Genomic DNA, 14,362 nt, shown 5'->3' on the forward strand with positions numbered 1-14,362 from the left:
AACTTTTGCGACACATAGGGTCAACTCATGACCATTTTGTTATTTTTAGTCACAGACAAAAAAGCCCGCGCAAGGCGAGCTTCTTTGTAACGGATTTACATGACTAAAGCGCAAACAACTCCGCCGGCAGTTGCATCAGGCAATCGCTACCCGCCTCTATGGCCGCCCGATGAGCAGCAGTGCGTGGCAACAGACGCTTGAAGTAAAACTCATTGGTCGCCAGTTTGCCCCGGCAGAAATCGCCGTCGCCACTGCCAGCATCGAGCTGCGCCTGAGCCACCAGCGCCATGCGCAACCACAGGTAGCCGAGGATGATGTAACCGCTGTACATCAGGTAATCCACCGACGCGGCACCGACTTCGTCCGGGTTTTTCATCGCCGCCATGCCGACCTTGGTGGTCAATTCACCCCACTGCTGGTTCAGTTGATTGAGTTGCGCCACATACCCGGCCAGTTGTGGATGCTCGGCGTTCGCCGCGCAGAACTTGTGGACGATTTTGGTGAAGCCGCGCAGCAGCTTGCCCTGGCTGCCGAGTACCTTGCGCCCGAGCAGGTCCAGCGCCTGAATGCCGTTGGTGCCTTCATAGATCGACGCGATCCGGCAGTCGCGTACCAGTTGCTCCATACCCCATTCGCGAATGAACCCGTGGCCGCCAAATACCTGCATGCCGTGGTTGGTCACCTCCAGCCCGGTGTCGGTCATGAAGGCTTTGCAGATCGGCGTGAGGAACGCCAGCAAGTCTTCGGCATCCTGACGCGCCGTTTCATCCGGGCTCAGGTGCGCCACATCCAGTAGCTGCGCGGTGAAGTAGGTCAGCGCGCGGTTGCCTTCGTTGAAGGCTTTCATGGTCAATAACATCCGCCGCACATCAGGGTGCACGATGATCGGGTCGGCGGCTTTTTCCGGCGCTTTCGGGCCGGTCAGCGAGCGCATCTGCAAACGGTCGTTGGCGTATTTGATCGCGCCCTGGAAGCTCGCCTCCCCCAGACACAGCCCTTGCATGCCAGTGCCCAGCCGCGCGTGGTTCATCATGGTGAACATGCAGTTGAGGCCCTTGTTCGGCTCGCCGATCAGGAAGCCCTTGGCCTCGTCGAAGTTCAGCACGCAGGTGGCCGAGGCCTTGATGCCCATTTTGTGTTCGATCAAGCCGCAGGACACGCCGTTGCGCTCGCCCGCTTCGCCCGTCGCATCGGGCAGGAACTTGGGCACGATGAACAGCGAAATGCCCTTGGTCCCGGCCGGTGCGTCCGGCAATTTGGCCAGCACCAGGTGAATGATGTTGGCGCTCATGTCGTGCTCGCCGGCGGAGATGAAGATCTTGCTGCCGGAGATCGCGTAGCTGCCATCGGCCGCAGGTACGGCTCGGGTCTTGATGATGCCCAGGTCAGTGCCGCAATGGGCCTCGGTCAGGCACATGGTGCCGGTCCACTGGCCCGCGGTGAGTTTCTTCAAATAGGTCTGCTTTTGCGCCTCGGTGCCATGGGCGTGGATCGCCGACATCGCACCGTGGGTCAGGCCGGGGTACATGCCCCATGAGGTATTGCTGGAACCCACCATCTCGCTGATCACCAGACCCAGAGAGATCGGCAACCCTTGACCGCCGTAAAGCGGATCCGCCGCCAGGCCATGCCAGCCGCCCTCGACATACTGGGCGAATGCCTGCTTGAAGCCCGCCGGCGTGGTGACCACGCCATTGTCGAAATGGCAGCCTTCTTCATCGCCACTGCGGTTGAGCGGCGACAGTACGTTTTCGCAGAACTTCGCCCCTTCTTCGAGGATCGCATTGACCATGTCCGGGCTGGCATCGGTGGCCCCCAGCGTGGCGTAGTTACTGTGAAAATCGAAGACGTGGTCGATCAGAAAGCGCATGTCGCGCAAGGGAGCTTTGTACTCGGGCATGGTCATTCTCCGTCGGCAGATTTCTCCAACCTACTGCTGCCGACCACGCCTCACAATCACTTTGCGCTCGCTGAATGCGCCATCATCACTCAACCATGGCAGCGTCCATGCGCACGGCGCCACGGCGGTTCTGCCCGAACGCCATCACGCAGTTGCGCCCGGCGCCCTTGGCGCTGTAGAGCGCCTGGTCAGCGGACTTGAGCACCTCTTCCGGGGTGCGTTGATCGATCCGCTCGGCAACGCCGATACTGACTGTCACCGATACACTCGACGCACCCGAACCGGCACGCCGCTGGCGCCCCTGACTATCGTCCTGCGGGCGGTTTTCCTGGTTTCGCAATTGAATGTTGTAAGTGGCGATGGACTCGCGGATGACCTCAAGATGCGGCATGCACTCTTCGAGGGTCTTGCCTGCAAACACCAGGGCAAATTCCTCGCCGCCATAGCGATACGCCTTACCGCCTCCGCCGATTTTCGACAGTTTGCTGGCCACCAGTCGCAGCACCTGGTCGCCGACGTCGTGACCATGGGTGTCGTTGAATTTCTTGAAGTGGTCGACGTCGCTCATGGCCAACACGTAGTTGCGCCCCAACCGTTGCATGCGCTCATTCAGCGCACGACGGCCCGGCAGCCCGGTCAGTTCGTCGCGGAAGGCCATTTGATAGGCTTCGTGGGCAACGGCGGCGGCGATCATCAGCATCACCTGGCTGCACATGATGTTCAGCGTGAATGGCAAGATGAAGGTTTTCGGCAACATCCAGAACAACCCGAGCAGCCCCACCCATTGCGCGGCATGCAGCGGGCGCGGGTTGCGCCAGTATTGCCAGGCCAGCAGCAGGAACGCCGCAATGAACACCGGATAGGACAACTGGATCAGGCTCATCCAGGCGCCATGCAAGGCAGGCCAGCGAATCTCCGACAGCCAGATCAGCAGCGCGTGTGGATAACTTTGCTCAAGCCCCAGCGCCACGCTGCCGACCGCGAGCAAGACCGCAAATCGCGCCACCATGTCCTGGAACAGATGGGTGCGCTCCTGCCACGCCGCGAACACGCCAAACAGCAGCGGCAGCAGCAGGCAACACAAATGAAAGACCACGGCGGCATCGTCACGCACCTTGCCGTTGTCGCGGTAATAGTCGGTCTGGGTGTCGAGCAGGAAGTAGGCGATGTACACCGTGACCATCAGAAACAGTTCACGCTGGCGTCGGTACACCGCGCAATAGGCGCCACCGAGCAACAACACCAGGGTGGGCAGCACGTTGAACAGCGACGTGAAGAAGACGTTCAGATCCTTGATGTAAGCAGCCGCCAGTCCCGCCAACAACAGCAGTAATGACGGCAGGAAATGACTGAAACGCACAGCGGAAGAACGCAGCAAGGGTAAAGCTCCGACCCGTCAGTTCAATTGATGGCAATGTGCCAACTACTGTAACGGCAGAAAGTCCGAGTTGCTGAGTGAATTAGTGAGGTATTTTTCAAAGGGCGTTACAAGTATTTTTTCCACCGACAACCTTTAAAGCAAAAAAAGCCGCTGGTCCCGAAGGCGCAGCGGCTTTTTCAAGTACTTCGTTAAGGCTTAGTAGCCCAGGTCGAAGTTCTCTTCTTTCATGTCCATCAGGTTGTTGGCGCCCGACAGCATGGTTGCGACGTGAGTGCGAGTACGCGGCAGGATGCGCTGGAAGTAGAAACGCGCAGTCTGCAGCTTGGCGGTGTAGAACGCCTCTTCGGAAGTGCCGGCAGCCAGTTTTTCGGCAGCCAGGCGCGCCATCTCAGCCCAGAAGTAGGCCAGGCAGGCGTAACCGGAGTACATCAGGTAGTCCACGGAGGCCGCGCCGACTTCTTCGCGATCTTTCATGGCGGCCATACCGACCTTCATGGTCAGCTCGCCCCATTCCTTGTTCAGCGCTGCCAGCGGAGCGACGAACTCTTGAACCGCTTCGTTGCCTTCGTTGGTCTGGCAGAACTTGTGGACGATCTTGGTGAAGCCTTTCAGAGCCTCGCCTTGGGTCATCAGCACTTTACGGCCCAGCAGGTCGAGTGCCTGGATACCGGTGGTGCCTTCGTACAGCATCGAGATGCGGCTGTCGCGGACGTTCTGCTCCATGCCCCACTCGGCGATGAAGCCGTGACCACCGTAGATCTGCACGCCATGGTTGGCCGATTCAAAACCGACTTCGGTCATGAAGGCTTTGGCGATTGGCGTCATGAAAGCCAGCAATGCGTCGGCTTTCTTTTTCTCTTCTTCGTCCACGCCGTACTTGACGATGTCGACCTGCTTGGCGGTGAAGTAAACCATCGCACGATTGCCTTCGGCGAATGCCTTCATGGTCAACAGCATGCGGCGTACGTCAGGGTGGACGATGATCGGGTCAGCGGCTTTGTCTGGCGCTTTCGGGCCAGTCAGCGAGCGCATTTGCAGACGGTCGCGAGCGTACTTCAGGCCGCCCTGGAAACCGACTTCGGCGTGGGCCAGGCCTTGCAGCGCGGTACCCAGACGTGCGGTGTTCATGAAGGTGAACATGCAGTTCAGGCCTTTGTTCGCCGGGCCGATCAGGAAACCGGTAGCGCCGTCGAAGTTCATCACGCAGGTAGCGTTGCCGTGGATGCCCATCTTGTGTTCCAGGGAACCGCAGGACACGGCATTACGCGCACCAACCGAACCATCGGCGTTCGGCATGAACTTCGGCACGATGAACAGGGAGATGCCTTTGGTGCCGGCCGGTGCATCCGGCAGGCGGGCCAGTACGATGTGGACGATGTTGTCGGCCATGTCGTGTTCACCGGCCGAGATGAAGATCTTGGTGCCGGATACTTTGTAGGAACCGTCGGCCTGAGGCTCGGCCTTGGTGCGCAGCATGCCCAGGTCGGTGCCGCAGTGCGGCTCGGTCAGGCACATGGTGCCGGTCCACTCGCCGGAAACCAGCTTGGTCAGGTAAGCCTCTTGCTGCTCAGGGGTGCCGTGCTCGGAAATGGTGTTCATCGCACCGTGCGACAGGCCCGGGTACATGCCCCACGACCAGTTGGACTCGCCAACCATTTCGCTGATGGCCAGACCCAGAGACTCCGGCAGGCCCTGGCCGCCGTGCTCTACGTCGTGAGCCAGGCTCGGCCAGCCGCCTTCGACGAATTGCTTGTAGGCTTCCTTGAAGCCAGTCGGGGTCTTGACGCCGGACTCGCTCCAGGTGCAACCCTCGATGTCGCCCACGCGGTTCAGCGGAGCCAGTACCTGCTCACAAAACTTGGCGCCTTCCTCGAGAATGGCGTCAACCATGTCCGGAGTTGCGTCGGCACAAGCCGGAAGGCTCTGATAGTGCGCTTCGTAGCCGAGCAGCTCGTCACGAACGAAGCGAATATCACGCAAGGGGGCCTTGTAGTCAGGCATAGCGATAAACCTCTGCTGATGTAACCGGGAATGAACGACCGCATGGATTTGTTGTTGCGATCAAACAGTTGTTTGAAACATACGTTTACGCCCAAATCTTGTCAAGCGTCGATCTTTTGCCGTTCGTCATCGCAGGTTTGGACACACAGGCACACGACAGCGCAGCCGCGCTTTCGAAGCAGCCCGCCACACTGAAAAGATTAGTTGAGCAAGAAAGACTTACGCAGAAAAACGCCGCGAACAGGCGCGGCGTTGAGGGTGCTGTATCAGCAAGCAATCAAGCGTAGGTATCGATCAACGTTCCGAGCACTTCGTCGGCTGCCTTGGCGACTTTCACACCCAGCTCCGCCTGAATCTTGCCTTGGGCCATTTCGACCACGTTGCTGCTCAGGTCCGATTGCCGGCTGCGATCAACCGATCGCAGACGATCTACCTGTGCCTCGGAGGACTGGCTGGTGACCGAACGCTCGATCGTCGTGTTGGCGATCTGCCCGGCGGCTTGATCGACACGGTTCTGCCCTGCCTGAAGGGTGCTCAGACCGGCATAAAAAGCGGTGCTTCCTGAGATTTCCATGGGAGAACTCGTCCTTTCAAAGGATCAACAGCGGCCATTGAAGCAGAGTGGCCGGCAAAACACTCGACAAAAACACTAATGGCACAGTGCCTTGTCATAGGCAAAGCCCGCATGCGACAAACCTCAGTCCAACAGGTCCAGTTGCAAGTGCTCGGCCACTGCCTCGGCCGTAACCGCCTTGAGTTTAGGCACACGCCCCAGGCACGGCGCCGGGATGCGCTCGGCAAGGGTGGCCAGGTTTTCTTCCAGCCGCGAGGTCTTGGGGTCGATGATATTGGCCACCCATCCCGCCAGCTGCAAACCATCCCGGGCAATCGCTTCGGCGGTCAACAAGGCATGGCTGATACACCCCAGCCGCACGCCGACCACCAGGATCACCGGCAGCTTCAATGCGATGGCAAGGTCCGACAGATTGTCCTGATCCGCCAAGGGTACGCGCCAGCCGCCGGCGCCTTCGATCAGGGTGAAGTCCGCCTGCATGCTCAAAATCTGCCGCATCGGCGCCAGCAACGACTGCACCGTCAGCGCCACGCCCGCCTCTCGCGCCGCCAGATGCGGGGCAATCGCCGGTTCGAAGGCCATCGGATTGACCTGTGCATAGGTCAGCGGCAGCGAACACTCCGCCAGCAAGGCCAGTGCATCGGCGTTGCGCAAGCCTTTGGGCGTCACATCACAACCGGACGCGACCGGCTTGCCCGCCGCCGTGCTCAAACCCGCCGAACGCGCCGCATGCAGCAGCCCCGCGGCGACCGTGGTTTTACCGACATCGGTATCCGTGCCGGCGACGAAATAGGCTGCGCTCATAAGGGTTTCTCCAAAACGGCGTACACCACTTGATAAGTCGCCGGCAGTCCCTGGGCCTGACGAAACTGCTCGTAAGCCTCAATCAGACCCAGAATTCGCGCCCGGCCGGTCAAGCCACCGGGCCGCCCGGGATTGAGATTGTGCGCACCCAACGCCTTGAGTTCATGGGTCAGGCTGCGCACATCCGGGTAATGCAGCACGTGCGCGAGATTTTGCAGACTGAGCACCCTCAAGCCGCTGGCCGCACACAACTGCTGGTAAACACCAAACGCCCGGAAGCGATTGACGTGCACCATCCCGTCGACCTGCCGCCAGCTGTTGCGCAATTCGAACAACGTCCCTACACACAGACTAGCAAACGCGAAAATGCCACCCGGTTTCAGCACCCGAAAGGCTTCACCGAGCACCGAGTCGAAGTCTGCGCACCACTGCACCGCCAGGCTGGAGAAGATCAGGTCGCAGGTCGAATCCTGCAGTGGCAATCGCTCGGCATCGCCGGCCACGAAGTGCGCGGCACCGCCCAATGGCCGGGCGTGGTTGAGCATGCCCTCGGCGATGTCCAGCGCCACACCGTGACTGCTCGGGAACTGCTCACCCAAGGCACGACTGAAATGCCCGGTGCCGCAGCCCAGATCCAGCCAGCGCTGCGGTACAAAGTCCTGCGGCAAGCGCTTGAGCAATTGGCTGCCGACATTACGCTGCAACTCGGCCACGCTGTCATAGCTGGCCGCCGCGCGGGAGAATGATGCTGCTACCTGGCGCTTGTCAGGCAAGGCGCCGGGCAGGTTGGGAAAGGATAGATCAGTCATCGCCGGACTCATGCAAAAAGGCCTGGATCGCCCCCGCCACACCGTGGGGATCCTCCAGGAGAAACGCGTGGCTGGCCTGTTCAATCAGACCGATTTCGACATCCGGCAGCAATGCCAGCAACTCGCCCGCCGCTTGCGCCGGCACCAGCCCGTCGAGGCCGGCGAACAGATGCAGTTGCGGACCGCGGAACGCTTGTAAAGCCTGTCGGGTATCCAGTTGCGCGAGCACTTGCAGACCACTGAGCAGCACCGGCGCGGCGGTGTTCGGGGCGCCACCGAGCAACAACCGCGACAATCCGCGCGGGTCTTCGGCGCCCTGGGCGCAGAGCAGTGAAAAGCGTTTCAACGTCGCGCGCGGATCGGCTTCGCATCCCGCCAGAAACGCATCGAAGGTTTCCCCTGGCATGGCGCTAGACCATTGTTCATGAGCGACAAAAGAAGCGTTGCTGGCCAGGGTGAACACACCACAACAGCGATCGCCACGCCGGGCCGCCAACTCGCAGGCGAGCATGCCGCCCAATGACCAACCGCCAAGCCAGGCGTCTTGCGGCAAGGTCGAATCAAGCTCATCGAGCCACTCTTCAAGATCGCTCGACGCCAGTTCCGGCAACGGCTCGATCTCGACGTGCAGGTGCTCATCCAGGCCTCGCAAGGCCGCCGCCAGAGGCTCCAGCGGTGAAACGCCAAGGCCCCAACCGGGCAGCAGAATCAGACGATCACGCATGGCTTGGCTCCGGCTTCAGTTGTTGAAAACAATCGGCCAGTCCGTTTAACAATAGCTGTACCTGGGCTTCACTGTGGGCAGCCGTCAGCGTGACCCGCAGCCGGGCGCTGCCGGCGGGTACGGTCGGCGGGCGAATCGCGGTCACCATCAAACCGCGTTCGCGCAGCATCTGCGAAAGACGCACCGCACGCCCCGCGTCCCCGATCATGATCGGCTGGATCGGCGTGAAGCTGTCCATGAGTTCCAGGCCAATCTGTTCGGCACCGTGGCGGAACTGGCGGATCAGCGTCTGCAAATGCTCGCGGCGCCAGTGTTCGCTGCGCAGCAGTTCCAGGCTTTTCAACGTGGCACAGGCCAGCGCAGGTGGCTGGCTGGTGGTGTAGATGTAGGGACGGGCGAACTGGATCAGGCTTTCGATCAGCTCTTCGCTGCCGGCGACAAAGGCACCCGCCGTACCGAACGCCTTGCCGAGGGTGCCGACCAGCACCGGAACGTCATCCTGGCTCAAGCCGAAGTGTTCGACGATGCCGCCACCGTTGGCACCCAGCGGTCCAAAACCATGGGCATCGTCGACCATCAACCAGGCGCCTTTGGCCTTGGCTTCTCGGGCCAGCGCTGGCAAGTCGGCGATATCACCGTCCATGCTGAACACGCCGTCGGTGACCACCAGCGTATTGCCGGTGGCTTTTTCCAGGCGTTTGGCCAGGCTCACCGCGTCGTTGTGCAGATAACGATTGAACCGCGCACCGGACAACAGCCCTGCGTCGAGCAGCGACGCATGATTGAGCCGGTCTTCGAGCACCGTATCACCCTGCCCCACCAGCGCCGTGACCGCGCCGAGGTTGGCCATGTAGCCGGTGGTGAACAGCAACGCGCGCGGGCGACCGGTCAGGTCGGCCAACGCTTCTTCCAGGGCATGGTGCGGGGAGCTATGGCCGATGACCAGATGCGATGCCCCTCCGCCCACCCCCCACTTCGAAGCGCCGGCACGCCAGGCTTCGATCACTTGCGGATGATTGGCCAGGCCCAGGTAGTCGTTGTTACAGAACGCCAGCAATGGCTGGCCATCGACCACCACTTGCGGCCCCTGCGGGCTTTCAAGCAGCGGGCGCTGGCGGTAGAGGTTTTCGGCACGACGGGCGGCAAGGCGTGCGGCGAGATCGAAAGACATGCAGGCCTCGGACAGTCAGATCACATAAATCAGGGTAGGCACACAATCCAATGTGGGAGCGGGCTTGCTCGCGAAGACTGACTGACATTCAACATCGATGTCGACTGAACCGACGCTTTCGCGAGCAAGCCCGCTCCCACAGGTGGTTTTGCATTCCACTCAGAGGAGTCGGTGGATGGACTCAAACCGCCGCGTTATAGAACTGCTCGCTGCTCTTCTGCTCCACCAGCGCCTGCTCGATAGCTGCCTGATGCACTTCATCGGCGTGCTCTTCGCGGGCTTCAGGCAGGATGCCCAGGCGCGAGAACAGTTGCATGTCCTTGTCGGCCTGCGGGTTGGCGGTGGTCAGCAGTTTGTCGCCGTAGAAAATCGAGTTGGCACCGGCGAAGAACGCCAGGGCCTGCATCTGCTCGTTCATGGCTTCGCGGCCGGCGGACAGGCGCACGTGGGATTGCGGCATCAGGATGCGCGCGACGGCGAGCATGCGGATGAAGTCGAACGGATCGACGTCGTCGGCATTTTCCAGCGGCGTACCGGCGACTTTCACCAGCATGTTGATCGGCACCGACTCCGGATGCTCCGGCAGGTTGGCCAGCTGGATCAGCAGGTTGGCGCGGTCGTCCAGCGACTCGCCCATGCCGAGAATGCCGCCGGAGCAGATCTTCATCCCCGACTCACGCACATAGGCCAGGGTCTGCAGGCGCTCACTGTAGGTGCGGGTGGTGATGATGCTGCCGTAGAACTCAGGCGAGGTGTCGAGGTTGTGGTTGTAATAGTCGAGGCCGGCATTGGCCAGCGCTTCGGTCTGCTCCTGATCCAGGCGACCGAGGGTCATGCAGGTTTCCAGACCCATGGCCTTCACGCCTTCGACCATTTTCAACACGTACGGCATGTCCTTGGCCGACGGGTGCTTCCACGCCGCGCCCATGCAGAAGCGGGTCGAGCCGATGGCCTTGGCACGAGCGGCCTCTTCGAGGACCTTCTGCACCTCCATCAGTTTTTCTTTTTCCAGGCCGGTGTTGTAGTGACCGGACTGTGGACAATATTTGCAATCTTCCGGGCAGGCGCCGGTTTTGATCGACAGCAGGGTCGACACCTGGACGCGGTTGGCGTCGAAATGCGCACGGTGCACCGTCTGCGCCTGGAACAACAGGTCATTGAATGGCTGAACGAAGAGTGCTTTGACTTCGGCCAAAGTCCAGTCATGACGCAGGGTTGCAGTGGTGCTGGCACTCATGGGCGTTTCCTTTGAATTATGCTTTGGCATGCGGCTGGGTAATGGAATGTCACAGCCGCTTCACAGTTGTTTCGGCATATTTAAGGAAGAGCGATGCGCTGTCAACCACGATACGAAGGACCGGTTTACATCTGGTTAAAAAACAAACAATCATGCCTTTTGTGCGATGAACCGTCCGACGGCATCCCTCCTGTCTGCACGGCCTGCGAAATTGAGTTGCCCTGGCTCGGCGATCACTGCCTGACCTGCGCCCTACCGCTCCCGACTGCAGGCCTGACCTGCGGCCATTGCCTGAAGCAGCCACCAGCCTTCGAACAGGTGATTGCGCCCTGGACCTACAGCTTTCCGGTAGACAGCCTGATCACTCGCTTCAAACACAACGCCAAGTGGCCGTTTGGTCGCCTGCTCGCCGAACTTCTAGCTCAATACCTGCAACATCGCTTCGAAGACGATTTGCTGCGTCCCCATGCGCTGATCCCGGTGCCGTTGGCCAACCGACGCCTGCGCCAGCGCGGGTTCAATCAGGCGGCGATGCTGGCTCACTGGTTGAGTGCGAGTCTCGATATCCCTTGCGACGAACGGTTGCTGCTACGCACCCAAGACACCGACGCCCAACAGGCCTTGAACGCCCAAGACCGCCGAAAAAACCTGCGCAACGCTTTCGCCCTGGCACCCGGCGCCGTCGTCAAAGGCCTGCACCTGGCCCTGGTCGACGACGTACTGACCACCGGCGCCACGGCCCAGGCCCTGGCTCGCCTGCTGATGGACGCCGGTGCGGCGAGGGTTGACGTCTATTGCCTGGCCCGTACGCCCAAACCCGGCGAGACACCCTGACTTGACTCGCGCGGCCCAAGCGACCAACGTCCTCACCATCGTCACCACCCAAAGCGACTTGTCATGTCTTTGCCAACCTTGTTGTCCCAGCACATTGTCCGCCGTCCGCAGCGCATCGCCCTGCTGCAGCACATCGCCGAACAAGGCTCGATCACCCGCGCGGCCAAAAGCGCGGGCCTGAGCTACAAGGCCGCTTGGGATGCGATCGATGAGCTGAACAACCTGGCGCAGAAGCCGCTGGTGGAGCGGATTGTCGGCGGCAAGGGCGGCGGCGGTGCGCGCCTGTCCAACGAAGGTGAGCGGGTGTTGCGCCTGTACCAGAAGCTGCAAGCCTTGCAGGCCCAGGTGCTGGAAGCTGCTGAAGACGCGAGCGACTTCGACCTGCTCGGGCGCCTGATGCTGCGCACCAGCGCGCGCAACCAGTTGCACGGCAAGGTGGTGGCGATCGAACCTCAGGGGCGCAACGACCTGATTCGCCTCAAAGTCGCAGAAGGCGTGCTCGTCGACGCGCAGATCACCCACGACAGCACCGAGCGCCTGGAGCTGCAAATCGGCACCGACGTCGTGGCATTGATCAAGGCCGGCTGGCTCGACGTGCTGAAAATCGATTCCGCAGAAACGCCTGGGAACAATTGCCTCAGTGGCATCATCGAAAAAATTCTCGACGCCGACGATGGCCCCAGCGAAGTGCGCATCACCCTGCCCAACGGCCTGACGCTGTGCGCATTGGCCGAATCGAGGCATCTGCAGGCATTGGGGCTGACGTCCGGCAAACCGGTGCGCGTGGAGTTTTCGCCGTCCAGGGTTCTGCTGGGCACGCCGCTTTAAACAAAACTGCAACAAAAGGTTCATTACTCTTCATTAAGGTGTCTGCACAAACCGCAGGGAGCCTGAAATGAGCCTATTAGAAGAAAACCAGTCCACCGACCTCGAAAACATGGTCGGCCTCAGCCGTCGCGGCTTCATCAGCGCAGGTGCCCTGTGCGGCGCGGCGATGTTCCTCGGCGGCAACCTGCTGAGCCGCAGCGTGATGGCCGCCAGCGTCAGCGCCGGCAACAGTCAGTTGCTGGGTTTCGACAGCATTGCCGCCGCCACCAGCGATTCCATCACCCTGCCAGCGGGCTACAAGTCCTCGGTGCTGATCAGCTGGGGCCAACCTCTGCACAAGGACGGCCCGGCGTTCGACCCGAGCGGCAACGGCAGCGCCGAACATCAGGAAGCCCAGTTCGGCGACAACAACGACGGCATGAGCCTGTTCGAATTTCCGGGCGAAAAAGACCGGGCGCTGATGGCGATCAACAACGAATACACCAACTACCGCTACCTCTACGCCCACGGCGGCATGCCGCAATCGGCGCAAGAAGTTCGCAAGGCACTGGCCTGCGAAGGTGTGTCGGTGATTGAAGTGCAGCGCAAGAACGGCCAATGGCAATTCGTCCAGGGCTCGCGCTACAACCGCCGCATTCACGGCAACGCACCGATCACCCTGAGCGGCCCGGCCGCCGGACATGCCCTGCTGAAAACCAGTGCCGATCCGCAGGGCAGGAACGCCCTCGGCACCTTCCAGAACTGCGCCAATGGCAAGACGCCATGGGGCACCTATCTGACCTGTGAAGAGAACTTCACCGACTGCTTCGGCAGCAGTAACGCCGAGCAGAAATTCGACCCGGCGCAAAAACGCTACGGCGTGGTGGCCACCAGCAAAGAGATCAACTGGCACCAGCACGACGAGCGCTTCGACATGGCGAAGAACCCCAACGAACTCAACCGTCACGGCTGGGTGGTGGAGATCGATCCGTTCGATCCGAAATCGACGCCGGTCAAACGCACGGCCCTGGGCCGCTTCAAACACGAAAACGCCGCCCTGGCCGAAACCGGCGACGGTCATGCCGTGGTGTACATGGGCGACGATGAACGCGGGGAGTTCATCTACAAATTCGTCAGCCGCGACAAGATCGACCACAAGAACCCCAAGGCCAACCGCGACATTCTCGACCACGGCACCCTGTACGTGGCGCGTTTCGATGCCGGCGACGGCAACGTCGATCACCCGAAAGGCCAAGGTGAATGGATCGAACTGACCCACGGTAAAAACGGCATCGACGCCAGCAGCGGTTTTGCCGATCAGGCCGAAGTGCTGATCCACGCCCGTCTCGCCGCCAGTGTGGTGAAAGCCACGCGCATGGACCGCCCGGAATGGATCGTGGTCAGCCCCAAGGATGGCCAGGTCTACTGCACGCTGACCAACAACGCTAAACGCGGCGAAGAAGGGCAACCGGTGGGCGGGCCAAACCCTCGCGAGAAGAACGTCTACGGGCAGATCCTGCGCTGGCGCACCGAGCGTGACGATCACGGCTCGAAAACTTTTGCCTGGGACCTGTTCGTCGTCGCCGGTAATCCGGGTGTTCACGCCGGCACACCAAAAGGCGGGTCGTCGAACATCACGCCGCAGAACATGTTCAACAGCCCGGACGGGCTGGGCTTCGACAAGGCCGGGCGCTTGTGGATTCTCACCGATGGCGATTCGAGCAACGCCGGAGACTTTGCCGGCATGGGCAACAACCAGATGCTCTGTGCCGACCCGGTAACTGGCGAGATTCGCCGCTTCATGGTTGGCCCGGTAGGTTGTGAAGTGACGGGGATCAGCTTCTCGCCGGATCAGAAGACCCTGTTTGTCGGGATCCAGCACCCGGGCGAAAATGGTGGTTCGACCTTCCCAGAGCACCTGCCCAATGGCAAGCCGCGGTCTTCGGTGATGGCGATTTCGCGGGAAGATGGCGGGATCGTCGGCGCCTGACAGACCCTCATCGCGAGCAAGCTCGCTCCCACAGGATTGGCGCGATTTCAAATCTGGCGCATGACCTGTGGGAGCGAGCTCGCTCGCGATGGCGTCAGCGCAAACAACGCACATCTCAAGCCCACCCCCT

Annotated in this window: 12 protein-coding genes; 3 read left to right on the plus strand and 9 right to left on the minus strand. The window is 61.0% G+C overall.

Translation table 11 applies throughout. The features are described from left to right. Positions 1–103: 103 nt before the first annotated feature. The 9 genes from WHX55_RS28450 to bioB form a co-directional block, all read right to left on the minus strand. The gene (locus tag WHX55_RS28450; RefSeq protein WP_353741694.1) at positions 104–1,900 is read right to left on the minus strand and encodes an acyl-CoA dehydrogenase C-terminal domain-containing protein; all 1,797 of its coding nucleotides are present in this window, start codon (positions 1,898–1,900) and stop codon (positions 104–106) included. 85 nt (positions 1,901–1,985) lie between these two features. Beyond that, positions 1,986–3,278 carry a GGDEF domain-containing protein gene (locus tag WHX55_RS28455; RefSeq protein ID WP_353741695.1) on the minus strand — a complete coding sequence of 431 codons (1,293 nt, stop codon included), beginning with the start codon at positions 3,276–3,278 and terminating at the stop codon, positions 1,986–1,988. Positions 3,279–3,476: 198 nt separating this feature from the next. Continuing rightward, a complete protein-coding gene (locus tag WHX55_RS28460) occupies positions 3,477–5,282 on the minus strand; it encodes a phenylacyl-CoA dehydrogenase (RefSeq protein WP_353741696.1) in 1,806 nt (601 codons plus the stop codon). Between the two features lie 277 nt (positions 5,283–5,559). Beyond that, positions 5,560–5,856 carry a pyrroloquinoline quinone biosynthesis protein PqqE gene (locus WHX55_RS28465; RefSeq protein WP_150756147.1) on the minus strand — a complete coding sequence of 99 codons (297 nt, stop codon included), beginning with the start codon at positions 5,854–5,856 and terminating at the stop codon, positions 5,560–5,562. A 123-nt stretch (positions 5,857–5,979) separates the two neighbouring features. After that, positions 5,980–6,660, minus strand: coding sequence for a dethiobiotin synthase (gene bioD / locus WHX55_RS28470; RefSeq protein ID WP_150756148.1), 681 nt, complete (start codon positions 6,658–6,660; stop codon positions 5,980–5,982). Beyond that, complete coding sequence (gene bioC, locus WHX55_RS28475) at positions 6,657–7,469, minus strand: malonyl-ACP O-methyltransferase BioC (protein ID WP_150756149.1); 813 nt, start codon at positions 7,467–7,469, stop codon at positions 6,657–6,659. The genes bioD and bioC overlap by 4 nt, the downstream gene beginning before the upstream one ends. Continuing rightward, positions 7,462–8,193: an alpha/beta fold hydrolase gene (locus tag WHX55_RS28480; RefSeq protein WP_150725169.1), complete on the minus strand. Its 732-nt coding sequence runs from the start codon at positions 8,191–8,193 to the stop codon at positions 7,462–7,464. Before WHX55_RS28480 ends, bioC begins: the two co-directional genes overlap by 8 nt. Beyond that, positions 8,186–9,364 (minus strand): 8-amino-7-oxononanoate synthase, encoded by a 1,179-nt coding sequence (gene bioF / locus WHX55_RS28485; RefSeq protein WP_150756150.1) that lies wholly within the window; start codon positions 9,362–9,364, stop codon positions 8,186–8,188. Before bioF ends, WHX55_RS28480 begins: the two co-directional genes overlap by 8 nt. 181 nt (positions 9,365–9,545) lie before the next feature. Then, complete coding sequence (gene bioB, locus WHX55_RS28490; RefSeq protein WP_150725167.1) at positions 9,546–10,601, minus strand: biotin synthase BioB; 1,056 nt, start codon at positions 10,599–10,601, stop codon at positions 9,546–9,548. A 93-nt stretch (positions 10,602–10,694) separates the two neighbouring features. Between bioB and WHX55_RS28495 the strand changes: the two genes are divergently transcribed. From WHX55_RS28495 to WHX55_RS28505, 3 genes are all read left to right on the plus strand, one after another. Further along, a complete protein-coding gene (locus WHX55_RS28495) occupies positions 10,695–11,435 on the plus strand; it encodes a ComF family protein (protein WP_353741697.1) in 741 nt (246 codons plus the stop codon). 63 nt (positions 11,436–11,498) lie between these two features. Then, complete coding sequence (locus WHX55_RS28500; protein WP_150725165.1) at positions 11,499–12,263, plus strand: TOBE domain-containing protein; 765 nt, start codon at positions 11,499–11,501, stop codon at positions 12,261–12,263. Between the two features lie 67 nt (positions 12,264–12,330). Continuing rightward, positions 12,331–14,232, plus strand: a complete 1,902-nt coding sequence (locus tag WHX55_RS28505) for a PhoX family phosphatase (protein WP_150756153.1) — start codon at positions 12,331–12,333, stop codon at positions 14,230–14,232. Positions 14,233–14,362: the final 130 nt, after the last annotated feature.

Origin of the sequence: Pseudomonas fluorescens (assembly GCF_040448305.1) — a bacterium.
In the GTDB taxonomy this organism is placed as follows: Bacteria; Pseudomonadota; Gammaproteobacteria; order Pseudomonadales; family Pseudomonadaceae; genus Aquipseudomonas; species Aquipseudomonas fluorescens_BH.

Coding starts and splice junctions, on each gene's coding strand:
- bioD (WP_150756148.1), bottom strand. CDS start 6,660: ATGAGCGCAGCCTATTTCGTCGCCGGCACGGATACCGATGTCGGTAAA.
- WHX55_RS28495 (WP_353741697.1), top strand. CDS start 10,695: ATGCGCTGTCAACCACGATACGAAGGACCGGTTTACATCTGGTTAAAA.
- WHX55_RS28460 (WP_353741696.1), bottom strand. CDS start 5,282: ATGCCTGACTACAAGGCCCCCTTGCGTGATATTCGCTTCGTTCGTGAC.
- WHX55_RS28505 (WP_150756153.1), top strand. CDS start 12,331: ATGAGCCTATTAGAAGAAAACCAGTCCACCGACCTCGAAAACATGGTC.
- WHX55_RS28480 (WP_150725169.1), bottom strand. CDS start 8,193: ATGCGTGATCGTCTGATTCTGCTGCCCGGTTGGGGCCTTGGCGTTTCA.
- WHX55_RS28450 (WP_353741694.1), bottom strand. CDS start 1,900: ATGCCCGAGTACAAAGCTCCCTTGCGCGACATGCGCTTTCTGATCGAC.
- bioC (WP_150756149.1), bottom strand. CDS start 7,469: ATGACTGATCTATCCTTTCCCAACCTGCCCGGCGCCTTGCCTGACAAG.
- bioB (WP_150725167.1), bottom strand. CDS start 10,601: ATGAGTGCCAGCACCACTGCAACCCTGCGTCATGACTGGACTTTGGCC.
- WHX55_RS28500 (WP_150725165.1), top strand. CDS start 11,499: ATGTCTTTGCCAACCTTGTTGTCCCAGCACATTGTCCGCCGTCCGCAG.
- bioF (WP_150756150.1), bottom strand. CDS start 9,364: ATGTCTTTCGATCTCGCCGCACGCCTTGCCGCCCGTCGTGCCGAAAAC.
- WHX55_RS28465 (WP_150756147.1), bottom strand. CDS start 5,856: ATGGAAATCTCAGGAAGCACCGCTTTTTATGCCGGTCTGAGCACCCTT.